General features: G+C 30.3%; 14 protein-coding genes. 1 reads left to right on the forward strand and 13 read right to left on the reverse strand.

Features of this window, described 5'->3' with window-relative positions:
* Nucleotides 1-17 precede the first annotated feature (17 nt).
* The 9 genes from BTM21_RS06165 to rnpM form a co-directional block, all read right to left on the reverse strand.
* A complete protein-coding gene (locus BTM21_RS06165; protein WP_021875578.1) occupies nucleotides 18-2,141 on the reverse strand; it encodes a polyribonucleotide nucleotidyltransferase in 2,124 nt (707 codons plus the stop codon).
* A gap of 143 nt (nucleotides 2,142-2,284) precedes the next feature.
* A complete protein-coding gene (gene rpsO / locus BTM21_RS06170) occupies nucleotides 2,285-2,548 on the reverse strand; it encodes a 30S ribosomal protein S15 (RefSeq protein WP_021875577.1) in 264 nt (87 codons plus the stop codon).
* 131 nt (nucleotides 2,549-2,679) lie between these two features.
* Nucleotides 2,680-3,603 carry a bifunctional riboflavin kinase/FAD synthetase gene (locus BTM21_RS06175; protein ID WP_021875576.1) on the reverse strand — a complete coding sequence of 308 codons (924 nt, stop codon included), beginning with the start codon at nucleotides 3,601-3,603 and terminating at the stop codon, nucleotides 2,680-2,682.
* 11 nt (nucleotides 3,604-3,614) lie between these two features.
* The gene (gene truB / locus BTM21_RS06180; RefSeq protein WP_079481326.1) at nucleotides 3,615-4,493 is read right to left on the reverse strand and encodes a tRNA pseudouridine(55) synthase TruB; all 879 of its coding nucleotides are present in this window, start codon (nucleotides 4,491-4,493) and stop codon (nucleotides 3,615-3,617) included.
* Nucleotides 4,493-5,467, reverse strand: a complete 975-nt coding sequence (locus tag BTM21_RS06185) for a DHH family phosphoesterase (RefSeq protein WP_021875574.1) — start codon at nucleotides 5,465-5,467, stop codon at nucleotides 4,493-4,495. Before BTM21_RS06185 ends, truB begins: the two co-directional genes overlap by 1 nt.
* Nucleotide 5,468: 1 nt before the next feature.
* Nucleotides 5,469-5,819 (reverse strand): 30S ribosome-binding factor RbfA, encoded by a 351-nt coding sequence (gene rbfA / locus BTM21_RS06190; protein WP_021875573.1) that lies wholly within the window; start codon nucleotides 5,817-5,819, stop codon nucleotides 5,469-5,471.
* Nucleotides 5,820-5,836: 17 nt separating this feature from the next.
* A complete protein-coding gene (gene infB / locus BTM21_RS06195) occupies nucleotides 5,837-7,888 on the reverse strand; it encodes a translation initiation factor IF-2 (RefSeq protein WP_079481325.1) in 2,052 nt (683 codons plus the stop codon).
* Nucleotides 7,889-7,903: 15 nt separating this feature from the next.
* Nucleotides 7,904-8,218 (reverse strand): L7Ae/L30e/S12e/Gadd45 family protein, encoded by a 315-nt coding sequence (locus tag BTM21_RS06200; RefSeq protein WP_079481324.1) that lies wholly within the window; start codon nucleotides 8,216-8,218, stop codon nucleotides 7,904-7,906.
* Nucleotides 8,211-8,477: an RNase P modulator RnpM gene (gene rnpM / locus BTM21_RS06205; protein WP_021875570.1), complete on the reverse strand. Its 267-nt coding sequence runs from the start codon at nucleotides 8,475-8,477 to the stop codon at nucleotides 8,211-8,213. Before rnpM ends, BTM21_RS06200 begins: the two co-directional genes overlap by 8 nt.
* A gap of 178 nt (nucleotides 8,478-8,655) precedes the next feature.
* Between rnpM and BTM21_RS06210 the strand changes: the two genes are divergently transcribed.
* Entirely contained in the window at nucleotides 8,656-10,095 is a 1,440-nt protein-coding gene (locus tag BTM21_RS06210; protein WP_079481036.1) for a DDE-type integrase/transposase/recombinase, read from the forward strand.
* Between the two features lie 159 nt (nucleotides 10,096-10,254).
* Here BTM21_RS06210 and nusA read toward each other — a convergent pair whose 3' ends face one another.
* The 4 genes from nusA to ispG form a co-directional block, all read right to left on the reverse strand.
* Complete coding sequence (nusA, locus tag BTM21_RS06215; protein ID WP_021875569.1) at nucleotides 10,255-11,364, reverse strand: transcription termination factor NusA; 1,110 nt, start codon at nucleotides 11,362-11,364, stop codon at nucleotides 10,255-10,257.
* Between the two features lie 17 nt (nucleotides 11,365-11,381).
* The gene (rimP, locus tag BTM21_RS06220; RefSeq protein ID WP_021875568.1) at nucleotides 11,382-11,840 is read right to left on the reverse strand and encodes a ribosome maturation factor RimP; all 459 of its coding nucleotides are present in this window, start codon (nucleotides 11,838-11,840) and stop codon (nucleotides 11,382-11,384) included.
* 284 nt (nucleotides 11,841-12,124) lie between these two features.
* Nucleotides 12,125-16,450 carry a PolC-type DNA polymerase III gene (locus tag BTM21_RS06225; protein WP_021875567.1) on the reverse strand — a complete coding sequence of 1,442 codons (4,326 nt, stop codon included), beginning with the start codon at nucleotides 16,448-16,450 and terminating at the stop codon, nucleotides 12,125-12,127.
* A 104-nt stretch (nucleotides 16,451-16,554) separates the two neighbouring features.
* Nucleotides 16,555-17,604, reverse strand: a complete 1,050-nt coding sequence (ispG, locus tag BTM21_RS06230) for a flavodoxin-dependent (E)-4-hydroxy-3-methylbut-2-enyl-diphosphate synthase (protein ID WP_021875566.1) — start codon at nucleotides 17,602-17,604, stop codon at nucleotides 16,555-16,557.
* Between the last annotated feature and the right edge of the window lie 2 nt (nucleotides 17,605-17,606).

Consider the following 17,606-nt stretch of genomic DNA (forward strand, 5'->3'; position numbering starts at 1 on the left):
TTTATTTAACCTATATATTATTCTGATTTTTCATCTACTTTTTCATCAGTATTTGATTCATCTACTAAAGCATCTTTTCTTGAAAGGTTTATTCTTCCTTGGTTATCTATTTCAGTTACTTTAACTAAAATCTCATCTCCTACTGAAACAATATCTTCAACTTTATTTACTCTAGCTTTATCTAATTTTGAAATATGGCATAAACCTTCTTTATTAGGAAGTATTTCTATAAAAGCACCAAATGTAGCTATCTTAATAACTTTACCTAAGTATATTTCTCCTACTTTAACTTCTTTTGTTAAACCTTCAATTATACTTATAGCTTTATTTACACCATCATGATCTGGTGATGATACAAATACTGTTCCATCTTCTTTTATATCTATCTTAACGCCAGTTTCATCAATTATTTTATTTATAACTTTACCACCAGCACCTATAACATCTCTTATCTTTTCTGGATCTATATTTATTATTGATGTTTTAGGAGCATAATTTGATACTTCTTCTCTTGCAGATGGAAGACAATTCTCTATCTTATCTAAAATATGAAGTCTAGCTTTTCTTGCACCCTTAATTGCATCTTCAATAACCTTAAAGCTTAATCCTTTTATTTTAGTATCAACTTGAATTGATGTTATTCCTTCTGTAGTACCAGCTACTTTAAAGTCCATATCTCCAAAGAAATCTTCTATTCCTTGTATATCTGTTAAAACTTCTTCTTCTGAAAGATCTTCTGAAGTTATAAGTCCCATTGCTATACCAGCTGCTGGTCTCTTAAGTGGTACACCTGCATCTAAAAGTGCTAATGTACTTCCACAAACTGAAGCTTGTGAAGTAGAACCATTTGAACTAAGTACTTCTGAAACTAATCTTATTGTGTATGGGAATTCTTCTTCTGAAGGAATTAATGGTTCTAATGCTCTCTCAGCTAAAGCTCCATGACCTATTTCTCTTCTACCTGGTCCTCTAAGTGGTCTAACTTCTCCTACTGAATAAGCAGGGAAATTATAGTGATGCATATATCTTTTTGATTCTGCTTCTCCTATACCATCTATTATTTGAATATCTCCAACTGCACCTAAAGTAGCAACTGTCATTACTTGAGTTAAACCTCTTGTAAATAACCCTGTACCATGAGTTCTTGGAAGTATTCCTACTTCACATGATATTGGTCTAACTTGATCAAAAGCTCTTTCATCTGGTCTTCTATGATGATTTAAAAGCATATCTCTAACAACTTCTTTTTGCATGCTATATAATATTTCTTTTAAATCTCCTAGATTATCTGGGTACTTTTCTTCAAATTCTGCATAAACCTTTTCATTTATTTCGTCCATGGCAGCATTTCTTTCATCTTTATCTGCTATCCACATAGCTTTTTTAATCATTTCTGATGCAAAGGCTCTTGTTTCAGCTTCTAACTCTTCATTTACAGTAAATAATTCAGGTGTAATTTTTTCTTTTCCATATTTAGCCATAGCTTCTTCTTGGAATTTAACTATATCCTGACATTTTTCAAATCCATATTCAATTGCGCTAATCATAACATCTTCAGGTATTTCGTGTCCACCTGCTTCAATCATCATAACTCTTTCTTTAGTTGCACAAACTGTTAATTGAAGAATGCTTTCTTCTCTTTCTTTTGATGTTGGATTTAAAATAAAGTTTCCATCGATTAGACCTACTTGCACTGCTGCAACAGGTGTTTTAAAAGGAATGCTTGATAAACATAATGCCATTGATGCTGCATTAATTGCTAATATTTCTGGTAAGTTATCTTTTTCAACCGAAACTACTGTACATACTACTTGCACATCATTTCTATATCCCTTTGGAAATAATGGTCTTAACGGTCTATCTACAGCTCTTCCAAAAAGAATTGCGTTTTCTGAAGGTCTACCCTCTCTTTTTATAAATCCACCTGGGATTTTACCTACTGAGTATAGTCTTTCTTCATATTCTACACTTAATGGGAAAAAGTCAATACCATCTCTAGGTTTTTCTGAAGCATTTACATTTGTTAAAATAACTGTATCTCCATAGCTCATAAAAGCTGCTACATTTGATAACATACCAACTTTACCAAATTCTATCTTTAGCTCTCTTCCTGCTATATTTGTTTTCATTATATTGTTCATTTTATAACCTCCCTTCAGGCTTTTCATTATCAATTTAAGTTTAAATTACCATCTTAATTTACTTCTTTTAAATTAAGTAGCTTATATTTTTTGAAATTTGTATAAATTTAAAATAATAGAGCGGCTTAAAACCGCTCTACAGACTATCTTCTTAAGCCTAATTTTTTAATTATAGCTCTATATCTTTCGATATCTTGATCAGCTAAATAATTTAAAAGACCTCTTCTTTGTCCAACCATCATTAAAAGACCTCTTCTTGAGTGGTGGTCTTTCTTGTGAACTCTTAAGTGTCCTGTTAAAGAGTTAATTCTTTCTGTTAATAATGCAATTTGAACTTCTGGTGAACCAGTATCTCCTTCGTGTCTTGCATGTTCTTTTATTATTTCTTGCTTTCTTATTGCGTCCATTTTGCGCACCTCCATTAAATTATCCCCTGAATCCATGAAATGAGATAGCACCCTCAAATCTTAGAATTAGGTTCTTACATTAGCTATTATAACAAATGATATAGCGCTTGTAAATTGAAATTTATTATATTTTAGATAAAAAACTCACTGTAACTAGCAAATTTTTTATCTTTTTTTAGCTGTATTACTAAATCTTCTAGAGAATTAAACTTTTTTTCATCCCTTATTCGATCTATAAAATACACCTTGATTTCTTCATCGTAAATTTGAGAATTAAAATCTAATATATAAGTCTCTATAGTTAATTCTTGACCATTTACTGTAGGATTATTCCCAACAGATGTAATTCCTTTGTATTTTTTATTATTATAAATAATATTAGTATAATATACTCCTATTTTAGGAATTGCCATTTTATAGTCAAATTTTAGATTAGCAGTTGGAAAACCTATCGTCCTTCCACGCTTTTTACCATGAGTTACTAACCCCTTAAGCATAAAGGGTTTTGATAACATCTCTCTTGCTTCTAAAACATCGCCATTTAATATACTATTTCTTATTCTAGTACTACTTATAATTTCATCTTTATACCTAAAAGCTTCCATAACATATAATTCATAGTTATATTTTTCTTTCAAATCTTTTAAAAGATTTATATCTCCTTGATTTTTATAACCAAATTTAAAATTAAATCCAACTATAATCCCCTTTACATTATACTCTTTACAAAGAAAACTTATAAATTCTTCAGGGGACATTCTCATAAAATCTTGAGTAAAGCTTCTAAGGGCTACTATATCTATCTTTTTTCTCTCTAAAATCTCAAGTTTTGTATCAATATCCATAATTAATTTTGGAGCTAGCTCTGGTTTTATTAATGTTTTAGGATGATTTTTATATGTAAAAACCATACTATTGCCATTATTTTTTCCAGCTACCTCAACAGCTTTTTTTACAAGAGATAGATGTCCTAAATGCAGTCCATCAAAGCTTCCTAGAGCAACATAATTGGCTTTATGTCTTTCTTCCATAAAAGAATCATCTAATACTATCATATTATGATCTCCTAGTTATTTATTAATTTTTCTATTTTAAAGCCCTGATTATTCTTTCTTCCAAGTCCAATAAAAATACCATCTTCATTGTAAACTCTATATAATCTATCTATTTCAATTTTATCTTTAGAAAATCTTGTATCAAAAACTCTAACTCCATTCATTAGAAGTTTTCCATATTTATTTCCCACAGTAATTTTATCGTATATCTTAAGTGCTTCCTCTATTGATATAATATAATCACTTATGTTATCTTCTGTTAAGTCATTTATATTAATTGTGTTATCCTCCGTAAAAATAGATGTTTTAAATCTCTTCAGATCAGTCATACAAGCTCCAACCCCTAAAGCTTCTCCTATATCTAAACAAAGACTTCTTATATATGTTCCTTTTGAACAAGTAACCCTCATTTTTATATATGGATTATTAATTTCAACATCTTCTATACTATATATTTTTATTAATCTACCTTCTCGATGTACTTCTATGCCTTTTCTTGCTAACTCATAAAGTCTTACTCCATTTTGTTTTAAGGCAGAATACATTGGAGGTATTTGAGAATATTCACCTATAAATGAATTTATAGCTTCTAATATTTCATTATCTTTTAAGTGAGTTGTATCTTTTTCTTCAATAACTTCTCCCTCTAAATCATAGGTAGTAGTTTTAACTCCAAGCTTAAATACAACTTCATACCCTTTTTCTGAATTCATAATATAATCAATTATTTTAGTAGCTTTACCTATACAAATAGGTAGAACACCAGTTGCCTCTGGATCTAAGGTTCCTGTATGTCCTACTTTTCCTGTTTTTGCAATTTTTTTGATTTTTCTAACAACATCAAAGGAAGTCATTCCTTTGTTTTTAAAGACGTTTATTACACCATTCATTAATGTAATTCTTTCTCTATTTGTTCTAGTATTCTATCCTTTGCTTCATCCATGCAAATCCCTTTAAGTGTTATGCCAGCTGCCTTTATATGACCGCCTCCACCTAAATTTTCTGCTATATTTCTAACATCAAAATCAGATTTTGATCTTAAACTAGCCTTTGAGCCATTTTCAATTTCTTTAATAAGAATTGCTACTTCTACTCCCTTTATTTGTAATCCATAAGAGATTATATCTGATGTATCTTGAAGCTCAATTCCTAATTCTTCAGCATAGGATTTAGGTATTTGTATTAAAGCTACTTTTTTATCTAATAAAAGCTCCATGTTATTTAAAGCTTTTCCTATTAGCCTTACTTTTTCAAAACTCTTATTATCAAAAAGATTTTGATGAATTAAAGTGTTATTTACACCAATTTTCTTTAACTTAGCTGCAATTGTATGTGTTCTAAAAGTTACATTAGAATGCCTAAAAGCTCCTGTATCTGTAACTAGTGAAGTATAAAGACATTGCCCTATATTAAGGTTTTCTTTATTTTGTTCTTCAAAATTTATACCCATACATTCTAATAGCTCAAATACTATTTCTGCTGTTGCAGCTGCTTTATCATCAACATAATTTTCATCACCATAATAATCATTTGATATATGGTGATCTACATTTATTATCTTTCCTTTAAAACTTTTTAAATTCGCAGAAATTCTTTCAAAATTCCCACAATCTAAAACTACAACTGTTGTAGTATCTTCTGTTGGTGTATCAACTTCCCCAGTAGCTTCTTCCGCTAAAGGAAGAAACTTTAAATTATCTGAAAGCGTATCTTTAGAAATTAAATACGCATTCTTGTTTAATTTTCTTAGGGCATTTAATAATGCAAGTGCACTACCTACCGCATCACCATCTGGTGATGCATGGTAAGTAATACCTACTTTTTTACTATTTAAAATGCTCTTACTTATATGCTTTAGAGACATATTATTTTTCCTTAGCCCTTTCTATTAGCGCATCTATTTTCATTCCATAATCTATAGATTCGTCTAATTCAAAGATTATTTGTGGCGTATTTCTTAAGTTTATTCTCTTTCCGATTTCTCTTCTTATATAGCCACTAGCGCTTTTTAAAGCTTTAAAAGTTTCATTTTTCTCTTCTTCATTTTTTCCAAATATACTTACGAAGACCTTAGCATATCTTAAATCTCTTGTAACTTCAACTGCCGTTACAGAAACCATAGCTGTCATTCTTGGATCTTTTATTTCATCTCTTATTATGACGCTAATTTCCTTCTTTACTTCTTCGTTTATTCTTCCACCTCTGTAGTTAGCCATCTAAAATCACCTCTTTATTAAAGCTCTTTTCTCTTAATTGCTTCCATTGTGTATGATTCTATAATATCTCCTTCTTTAAGATCATTGAACTTTTCAACGCTTAAACCACATTCATATCCAGTATTAACTTCTTTTACATCATCCTTGAATCTCTTTAATGAAGCTAATGTTGATTCGAAGATAACTATTCCTTCTCTTATTACTCTAACTTCTGAATTTCTTAATATCTTTCCTTCTATAACATATGAACCTGCAATAGTTCCTACATTAGATATTTTGTAAACTAATCTTACTTCTGCTTTACCATTTACAACTTCTTTGTATTCAGGATCAAGCATACCTATCATAGCTGATTTAACATCTTCTATTGCATCATATATTATTCTATAAGTCTTAATATCAACACCTTCTTTATCTGCTATTGCAGTAGCATTTCCATCTGGTCTAACATTAAATCCTATAAGAATAGCATTTGAAGCTGTCGCAAGAGTAACATCTGTTTCTGTTATTGCTCCAACACCACCATGAATTACTCTAACCTTTACATCGTCAGTTGAAAGTTTTTCAAGTGATTGTCTTATAGCTTGAACTGAACCTTGAACATCAGCTTTAACTATAATTGAAAGTTCCTTAACTGATCCTTCTTGTATTTGATTATATAAATCTTCAAGAGAAACTCTATTAGATGCTTGGAAACTTTCATCTTTAGCCTTTTGTTTTCTTGTTTCTGCCATATTTCTAGCTGTCTTTTCATCTTTAACTACAACAAATCTATCTCCAGCTGCAGGAACTTCTGAAAGTCCTAATATTTCTACTGGAATTGATGGGCCAGCTAGTTTTATTTTCTTTCCTTTATCGTCAAACATAGCTCTTATTCTACCATAAGTAGTACCTACTAATATTGAATCTCCAACATGTAATGTACCATTTTGAATAAGTAGTGTTGCAACTGCACCTCTACCTTTATCAAGTTTAGCTTCTATTACAGTACCCTTAGCTTTTCTATTTGGATCAGCTTTAAGCTCAGCCATTTCAGCAGTTAAAAGTACCATTTCTAATAATTGATCTAGATTTTCTCCAGTTTTTGCTGATACTGGTACACAAATTGTATCTCCACCCCAGTCTTCTGCTACTAATCCATATTCTGTTAATTCTTGTTTAACTCTATCTATGTTTGCTCCTGGTCTATCAATCTTATTTATAGCAACTATCATAGGAACTTCTGCTGCTTGACAGTGACTTATAGCTTCCTTAGTTTGAGGCATTATTCCGTCATCTGCTGCAACAACTAATATTACAACGTCTGTAACTTGTGCTCCTCTTGCTCTCATAGCAGTGAAAGCTTCATGTCCTGGTGTATCTAAGAATGTTAATTTTTCTCCATTTAAATTAACTGTATAAGCACCTATATGTTGTGTTATTCCACCAGCTTCTGTATCTGTAACTTTTGATTTTCTTATAGCATCTAGTAAAGATGTCTTTCCATGGTCAACGTGTCCCATAACAGTAACTATAGGAGGTCTCTTTACTAAATCTTCTTCAACTATGTCATCTTCTTCAAAAGTATCTAATTCTTCTACTTCTTCTTTTTTAACTACTAAACATTCATATTTTTCACATACTTTTTCTGCTGTTGCAAAATCTATTTCTTGATTTATAGCTGCCATAACACCTGTGAATATTAATGTTTTTATAACATCTGCAGTAGGTTTTCCAATTTTTTCTGCTAATTCTTTAACAGTGATGGTTTCACCCATCTCTATAACTCCTGAACCACCTTCTCCAACACTTTCATTTTCTTCATTATCGTCTTTTTTTCTTTTTCTCTTCTTAGCTTGTTTATTTACAGCTTCAGCTAATTCATCTTCATATTCGTCAACAATAGTTTTCTTTCCATCTTCTGATTGAGCTCCACCTAATAATTCCTTTATTAGATCTGCATCTTCATCTTCTATTACGCTCATATGATTTTTTACATCTACACTAAACTCATCCATTAATATTGTTATTAAATCCTTTGAACTTACATTCAGTTCCTTTGCCAATTCATATACTCTGATTTTTGACAATAAAATCACCCCCGGTTAAATTTGGTTTTTCCCATCTTGATAAAGGGCATAAAGTTTCTTAGCCATATTTCCATCACCTATAGCCAAAATCTTTACTTCTTCTCTTCCTATTGAATATCCTAATTCTTCTTTTGAAAAATCTTCAATATAAGGTATCTCCTTTATATTACAATGGTTTATAAACTTTCTTTTTGTGCTATCTGAAGCATCATTAGAAATTATGAAAAGATTTATATCCATTCTATTTCTTTGCTCATTACACTTACTATATCCTTCAATTACATTTCCAGACCTTTTTGCTAATCCTAGAAAATTAAAAAATTTATTCATTTTCTATCTCTTTCCTTAATCTATTATATATCTCTTCATTTATAGCTACATCTAAATTTCTACTAAGTCTTTTAGCTTTAAAGGCCTTTTCTAAACATACCGAATCCTTGCATATGTATGCGCCTCTTCCTGATTTTTTACCAGTTAAATCTACAGATACTTCTCCCTCAGGACTTTTAACTACTCTTATAAGTTCCTTTTTAGGTTTCATTTCCATACATCCTGTGCACATTCTAAGTGGAACTTTCTTTACTTTCATAAAAGATTCCTCCTTTATTCTGCGTTAGTGTAAAGTTTTTTACACTACTTTTCTTTTTAAATCTTTATATATCAAGGTTTCGCCAGTTTTTTTGTATAAAAAAATAACGACCCCCTAATTTCATGTTAAAATTGAATCTCTAACCAAACAAAATCACACATGAAAGGATGTCGTTATTATGGATTCAATTATAACTTATTTAATTACTTATAATCAATATTTAATTGCCATTATCGGTCAATTACTTTTATTCATCTCAAAACATATTCCACTTAACCAGATGATATTTGATGATTCTAATAGTCCAGAATACCAAAAATTCAAAGTAGATAAGCTACCCACAATTATTAGATTTGAAAAGGTAGACTATATATTACTTTTAGCTTATTACAAACATAAATATAACAAGACCGTAAAACCCGTCCAAAGACGGAACGGGAAGTCTATCCCTAAAAAAACTAAATGTCCTAAGTGTGGTGCACCACATGAATATATATACGATAACAATGGCAGTAAAGGACAGTTTCAATGTAAAGTTTGTGGTCTTACATTTAAAGAAACTAATCACACAACTAAACCAATAGTATTTATATGTCCTTATTGCGGTGCTACGCTTACGGAACAAAAGCAACGCAAGCACTTTAAAATACATAAATGCAATAATTCTAAATGCTTATACTATCAAAGAAATCTTAAGAATCTTCCAAAGAATATTGATCCTTGTGATAAATACAAGTATAAGCTTCATTACATATATCGTGAATTTAATATTAACTTCTTTAAAATGGATCTATATCCAATATCAAAACATGCTACCGGATTTAGTTTTAAGAAGTTTAGCCCGCATATAATGGGACTATGCTTGACTTATCACGTTAATTGTAAAATGTCTACAAGACAAACAGCTCATGTTTTAAAAGAAGTTCATGGAATAAAAATTTCACATAGAACTGTTGCTAATTATGCTCTAACAGCAGCTGCTGTTATTAAGCCGTTTGTTGATACCTTTGATTACAAACCCTCTAAAATACTTTCTGCCGATGAAACTTATATAAAAGTAAAAGGCATTAAGCATTATGTCTGGATTGTAATGGATGCTTGTAAAAGGTCTATTCTAGGTTATCAAGTATCTGATACAAGAGATACTGGCCCTTGTATACTAGCAATGCGTATGGCTTTTGATAAGTTTAAAGACTTCCCTGGAAAAGCTTTAAACTTCGTTGCCGATGGTTACAGTTCATATCCGTTAGCGAAGCAACAATTTGAATTAGAAAAAAATAAAGAATTTAATCTAACTCAAGTTATCGGACTTACTAACGATGATCCAGTATCTGAAGAATTTCGTTGGGTTAAGCAAGTTGTAGAGCGTTTAAACCGTACCTTTAAATCTTCCTACAGGGGTACCTGTGGTTATGGAAGTGATGAAGGTGCTCTTTATGGCTTCTCCCTTTGGGTTGCTTATTACAACTTCTTACGCCCGCATCCTTACAATTACTGGCGTCCTTTAAACGAATTAAAGCAACTAGATGGTATTGACAATATGTCTGCAAAGTGGCAAATTCTTATCAGTCTCGGTCAACAAACCATATTACATATGCAAGAATCACAAACTTCTTGATAAATCATAAAATCAAATATTGATTAAGTTTTTGCCTCCGTTACCGAAGGTCTTTTTAGCATATTCAATTTTAAAATTTTCTTAGATATTATAAAGATATTTTTAACTATTATTCCAAATTAGCCATAAGCTATTTTTTCATACGAAACTTTACACTATCTATTCTGCTGATGTTTCAGTTGTTTCTATTACTTCTTCTTTAGTAGCTTCTTCTACTTTAGCAGCTTCTGCTTGTGTTTTGCTCTTTATATCAATTTTCCATCCTGATAACTTAGCTGCAAGTCTTACATTTTGACCTTCTTTACCTATAGCTAATGAAAGTTGATTATCATCTACAACAACTTTTGCTGATTTAGAGTTTTCATCTACTTTAACATTTAAAACTTTAGCTGGGCTTAAAGCACTTGCTATAAATTCTTCTGGATCTTTGCTCCATTTTATTATATCAATTTTTTCACCCTTAAGTTCATTAACTATGTTTTGAACTCTATTTCCCTTTGGTCCAACACAAGCACCCATTGGATCAACATTTTCATCATTTGAATAAACAGCAATTTTACTTCTTGAACCTGCTTCTCTTGAAATACTCTTTATTTCTACTACACCTTCAAATATTTCAGGAACTTCTAATTCAAATAATCTTTTAACTAATCCTGGATGTGTTCTTGAAACTAAAACTTGAGCTCCCTTTGATCCATTTTTAACTTCTACTACATATAATTTTAACTTTTCATTAAATTTATATTCTTCTCCTGGCATTTGTTCGTTAGGGCCTATTGAACCTTCTATTCTACCTAAGTTAACAAATACATTACCTTTGTCTTTTCTTAGTACAGTACCAGTTATTATATCATATTCTTGTTCTTTATATTCTGAATATACTATTGTTCTTTCTGCTTCTCTAATTCTTTGTGTTACAACCCCTTTAGCAAGTTGTGCTGCAACTCTTCCAAAGTTCTTTGGTGTAACTTCTAAATCAACTATATCATCTAAGTCATATCTTGGGCTAATTTCTTTAGCCTCCTCTATGCTTATTTCTGTTACTTCATCATATACATCTTCTACAACAACTTTTTGTGCATATACATGTATTTCTCCTGTTTCTCTATCTATAGTTACCTTTACATTTTGTGCTGATGTAGTTGGACTTGCATAATTTTTCTTATATGCCGCAACTAAAGCATCCTCTATAGTAGTAAATATTAAATCTTCGCTAATTCCCTTATCCTTAACAATTTCTTTAAGAGCACCTATAAACTCTTGGTTCATTTTTTACATCCTCCTTATTAAATTTCCCCTTCTAAATTGGCTGATTTTATTTTATCTTTTGGCACTGTTACTAAAGTTTCTGCCTCTATAACAATTGAATCATCTTTAACTTCTTTTAATATACCTTTTATGTTCTTTCTTCCATCTAATGACTTTGTAAATCTAATTAAAACTTCTTTGCCTATTTGTTTTTCAAAATGAACATCTGTATATAATCCTCTATTAAGACCTGGTGATGATACTTCAAGGAAATATGCTGTTGCAATAGGATCCTTTTCATCTAATATATCACTAACTCTTCTTGATAAAGCTTCACAATCTGATAAAGCAATTCCGCCTTCTTTATCTATATATATTCTTAAATAGTATTCTCCATTTTCCTTCACATACTCAATATGATAAATTTCATAATTTAATTCATCGGCTACAGGTCTTACTAATTGATCAATAGTTTGTATTAAGGCATCAATTTTCATACACTAACCCTCCTTTTCTATATTCAGTTTTTATTAGTTTAAAGCTTACTAAAAAACTATATTAAAAAAGCAACTAAGAGTAGTTGCATTTAAATAGAAAGAGCGGGCATCAAATCTTCCCACTCCAATCTCCAGCTATTAGTAAATTACTTTCTTATAAAATACTATCATAAATTACAAATTAAAACAAGGGGTAAGCTGGATAAATTACAAATACACTATATTTATTACTTACCCTTTATTTATAATTCTTATACCTTTTATATAAATTATAAAATTTATATCTAAAATAATGATAATTGATTAGTTTCAGGTAATCCATCTAAACAACCATGATTTGATAAGGTTTCTATAACAGTTTTTGACACTTTAGATCTTAACCTTAAATCTTCTTTTGAAATAAACTCACCATCTTTTCTTGCTTCTACTATACTCTTAGCAGCATTTTCTCCTACACCTTGTAGTGCATTTATAGGTGGTCTTATTCCATCCTTTTCAATTTTAAACTTCACTGCTTCTGATTCATATAAATTTACTTTTAAAAATTTAAATCCTCTTGCGTAAAGTTCATATGAAAGTTCTAAAACTGTAATCATTCCTTTATCTTTAACTGTAACTTTTGTTCCTAATTCATATAGTTCTTCAAGTCTTGCTTTAACTGCTGAAGCTCCTTTACAAATTAAATCCGCATCAAAATCATCAGCTCTTACTGTAAAATACGTTGTATAATATGCCTCTGGATAATAAACTTTATAATATGCAATCCTTACAGCCATCATAACATAAGCTACAGCATGACCTTTAGGGAACATATATTTTATTCTTTTACAAGATTCTATATACCAATCTGGAACATTATTTTCTTTCATTGTTTTTTCAAAATCCTCTGTAAGACCTTTTCCCTTTCTTACGCTTTCCATTATTGTAAATGCCATCTTAGGTGGTACTCCAGCATACATTAGATAAATCATAATATCATCTCTTGTAGATATACAATCTTTAAGAGTTGTATATCCTTCTTTTATAAAATGTTGTGCATTATTTAACCATACATCTGTACCATGGGATAATCCTGATATTCTAACTAAATCAGCAAAACTTTTAGGTTGAGTATCTACAAGCATACCTCTAACAAACTTGGTACCAAACTCAGGAAGTCCATAACTACCAACTTCACACCCTAATTCTTCTTTTGTTACTCCTAAAGCCTCTGGAGAGGTAAATAATGATATAACCTTCTCATCATTTAATGGTATTGTTTTAGGGTCTAATCCCGTTAAATCTTGAAGCATTCTAAGTACTGTAGGATCGTCGTGCCCTAATATATCAAGTTTTAAAAGTCTACCTGATATTGAATGATAATCAAAGTGTGTAGTAGTAACATCAGATGTTGGATCATCCGCGGGGCGTTGTATTGGTGTAAAATTATATATTTCATTATCACTTGGTACAACCATAATTCCCCCTGGATGTTGTCCTGTAGTTCTTTTAATACCAGTACACCCTATAGTTAATCTTTCTATTTCTGCATTAGAAGCTCTAAGGTTTCTTTCATCTAGATATTTTCTAACATATCCGTAAGCAGTTTTTTCAGCAACTGTACCTATGGTTCCAGCTTTAAAAACGAAACCTTTACCAAATAGCACCTCTGTGTATTTATGAACTTCACCTTGATATTCTCCTGAAAAGTTAAGGTCAATATCTGGTTCTTTATCACCTTCAAAACCAAGGAAAGTTTCAAAAGGTATGTCATGACCATCTTTTTTATATTTCGTTCCACATTCTGGACAAATTTTATCTGGTAAATCTGCACCCGAACTTACTGATCCATCTAAGAAAAACTCTGATTTTTTGCAATTTGGACAGACATAATGTGGTGGAAGTCCATTAACCTCCGTAATATCAGACATAGTGGCTACAAAGGATGATCCAACGGACCCTCTCGAACCAACTAAATATCCATCTTGCAATGATTTTGCAACTAGTTTTTGTGCTATAAGATAAAGTACTGCATATCCATTACTTATAATTGAATGTAGTTCTTTATCAAGTCTTTTCTGAACTACTTCTGGTAATGGATCTCCATAAATTGAATGAACTTTATTCATAGTCATAGCTCTTATTTCTTCATCTGCACCTTCAATTTTAGGAGGATATGTTTCATCTGGAATAGGCTTTATACCCTCTACTGCATCGGCTATTGCTTGTGGATTTTTAATAACTACCTCTTTTGCAACCTCTTCTCCAAGATATGAAAATTCTCTTAACATTTCTTCTGTAGTCTTTAAATATAATGGTGCCTGTTTATCTGCATCAGTAAAGCCTTTACCAGCCATTATTATACGTCTAAAAGCTTCATCATGTGGATCTAAAAAATGAACATCTCCTGTTGCAACTACAGGTTTATTACATTCAGTTGCTAAATCATAAATCTTTTTATTTAAATTTCTAAGTTCATCTTCATCTTTAACTATACCTTTTCCAATAAGAAAACTATTATTTCCTATAGGCTGAATTTCTATATAATCATAAAAATTCATCTTTTCTTTTACTTCTTCGTCTTCTTTTCCATCTAAGACAGCTTTATATATCTCTCCTGCTTCACAAGCTGATCCAATAATAAGTCCATCTCTCATTTCCATAAGACGACTTTTCTTTGTTCTAGCCCTTTTAAAAAAGTTATCTATATGTGCTTCTGATACTAACTTATATAAATTTTTAATTCCAGTTTGAGTTTTGGCTAATATAATTATATGATTAGTATTTTCTTTTTTTATATCTATATGATTTAAAAACTCTTCATTTAAAGACTTTAAATCATTAATTTCTTTTTCTTCAATTATCTTTTTTAAAGATATTAAAAGTATCTCAGCTGTAGCCTTAGCATCATCTATAGCTCTATGATGGTTTTCAAGAGATATCCCAAGATATTTAGCAACAACATTAAGTTTTACTCTCTTTAAATCAGTATATAAAAATCTACATAATGGTACTGTATCTAAAATAGTGTTATCAAAATCTAAGCCCAAATCTTTACAATTCTTTTTTATAAATCCTGTGTCAAAAGGAGCATTATGAGCAACAACTATGCTATCTCCTATAAAATCTAAAAATTTAGGTAGCACCTTTTCTATTGTTTCTGCATCTTGAACCATTTCATCTGTAATTCCAGTAAGCTTTGTTATATGATATGGAATTCTACATTCTGGGTAAACAAAAACACTAAAATTATCTATAATTTCTTTCCCTTTAACTTTAACAGCTCCAATTTCTATTATTTTATCATTTTTAGCAGAAAATCCTGTAGTTTCTATATCAAAAACTACATAGGTATCATCAAAACTTTGTCCTTTTTCATTTAAAGCTATAGGAACTCCATCGTTTACCAAATACCCTTCTACACCATAAATTACTTTTATTTTATTTTTTTTAGCAGCTATTTGAGCATCTGGGAATGCCTGAACTACACCATGATCTGTTATAGCTATAGCAGGGTGGCCCCATTTTGCAGCTCTTTCTATAATTTTACTAACAGATGTTACTCCATCCATAGCACTCATAGTTGTATGACAATGAAGCTCTACTCTCTTTTCTTTTGCCCCATCCATTCTTTCATTCTTTTTCATCTTAATAATATCTCTACCCATTATTACTACTTCTCTAGCGTAAGTATCATAAATAGCTTCACCTCTTACTTTACAGTATAGACCCTTCTTTATTTGATCTAAAACTTCATCCTTCTCTTGAGGCTTTAAGAAACATTTAACTGTTATAGAACTTGTATAATCTGTTATAAAAAATGTTAATATTATTTTTCCTGTTTTAGTTTCTACTATATCGGTTTTAAATACCTCTCCTAATATAGCAACTATTCCTGATGTTTCATCTATTTCATCTATAGAAATAACTTCATTACTTATTCCTCTACCTATGATATTATTTTCAGTTTTCGGTTCTCTTTTGAATTCTCTCTTTTCATAGGTTTTCTTAGGTTTATCTTGCTTATTTTCTTTTTTAGGATGTGAGACTTCTTTTGCGATATTTCTTCCATTAAATATTTCTTTTAATACTTCTGCTTCTTTTTGTATCTTTTCACTATTATTATCAACTACTTCTAAATTCTCATCATATTGAAAAATAACTTTAGATTTAATTCCAAATATATTTTCAATATTTTGAGATACTTGTTTTGGAATATTTTTAGATATAACATGTTCTAGTATCTTATCATATCCACTTCTTACTATGATATTAGAATCTTTAATTTCTTTTACGCCATTTACAAGTAAAACTTTAGCTAATGGGGTTTTCTTTATTATATTTTCAGTAACCTCAATCCAATATTTATCTATTATTTGCTCTAATGTAACATTAGATATATCTCTATAAAATAAAATATCTATGTCTATATCTATGTTTAGAGTGTTTTTTATCGCCATTTTAATTTGTTGCTTTTCTTCTTCATTTAATGAATCTTTCGCCCTTAAAACTACCTTTAATACATTACTTTTTCTTAAAAATTGAAATCTTATTATATTAATTTCTTTATCTTCTAAAGACTCATTTTTATTAATTTCTTTTTTAATCTTTTTTAAAACTTCTTCACTCAAAACATCACCCCCATCTTTTAATTTTATGCAACTAAAAGAATGAAGAGAAGCAAAAGAATCAGAATACCTTTTCTATTTCTTTAGTCTCTTCATTTTAATTTATTTTATAGATTTTCTATTTCTTTCATTAAAGCTTCTATTAACTCTTCTTCTTTTACTTTTTTAACTATTTTACCTTTTTTAAATATTATACCTTCGCCTTTTCCACCTGCAATTCCAATATCAGCTTCTCTTGCTTCTCCAGGTCCATTAACTACACACCCCATTACTGCAACCTTTATATTTTTATCTATATTTTCTAATCTTTTCTCTACTTCTTCAGCAATTTTAATTAAATTTATTTGAGTTCTTCCGCAAGTTGGACATGATATAAACTGCAATCCATTTTCTCTTAAATTTAAGGCTTTAAGAATTTCCTTTGCTACTTTAATTTCTTCTATAGGATCACTTGTTAATGATACTCTTATTGTATCACCAATTCCTTCTGCTAATAAGGTTCCTAGTCCTATACTTGACTTTATAGTACCTCTAAATGGTGTTCCTGATTCTGTAACACCTAAATGAAGAGGATAATCACAAGTTTCACTCATTAGTCTATAAGATTCTATCATCATACTTACATCAGAAGACTTTATTGAAATTACTATATCAAAAAACTTTAATTCTTCTAGTATTTTAACATGTCTCATAGCAGATTCAACTAGTCCTTTAGCGGTTGGTTTTCCATCTCTTTCAAGTATATCTTTTTCTAAAGATCCAGAATTTACTCCTATTCTTATTGGAATTCCCTTTTCTTTTGCTGCCTCTGCTACTAGCTTAATTCTTTCCTCATTACCAATATTACCTGGATTTATTCTAAGAGCTGAAACTCCATTTTTAATTGCTTCTAAAGCTAATCTATAATCAAAATGTATGTCTGCAACTACAGGAATAGGTGATTTTTCACATATTTCCTTTAATGCCACTGCAGCTTCATTATCAGGAACTGCACATCTTATTATTTCACATCCAGCTTTATATAAAACATTTATTTGATCTAAAGTCTTATTTACATCTCTTGTATCTGTATTAGTCATTGATTGAATTGAAACATTAGCATCTCCACCAACATATACATTTCCAACCTTAACTTTTCTTGTATTTTTTCTTTCCATAT

Origin of the sequence: Clostridium chauvoei (genome assembly GCF_002327185.1) — a bacterium.
Classification (GTDB): Bacteria; Bacillota; Clostridia; order Clostridiales; family Clostridiaceae; genus Clostridium; species Clostridium chauvoei.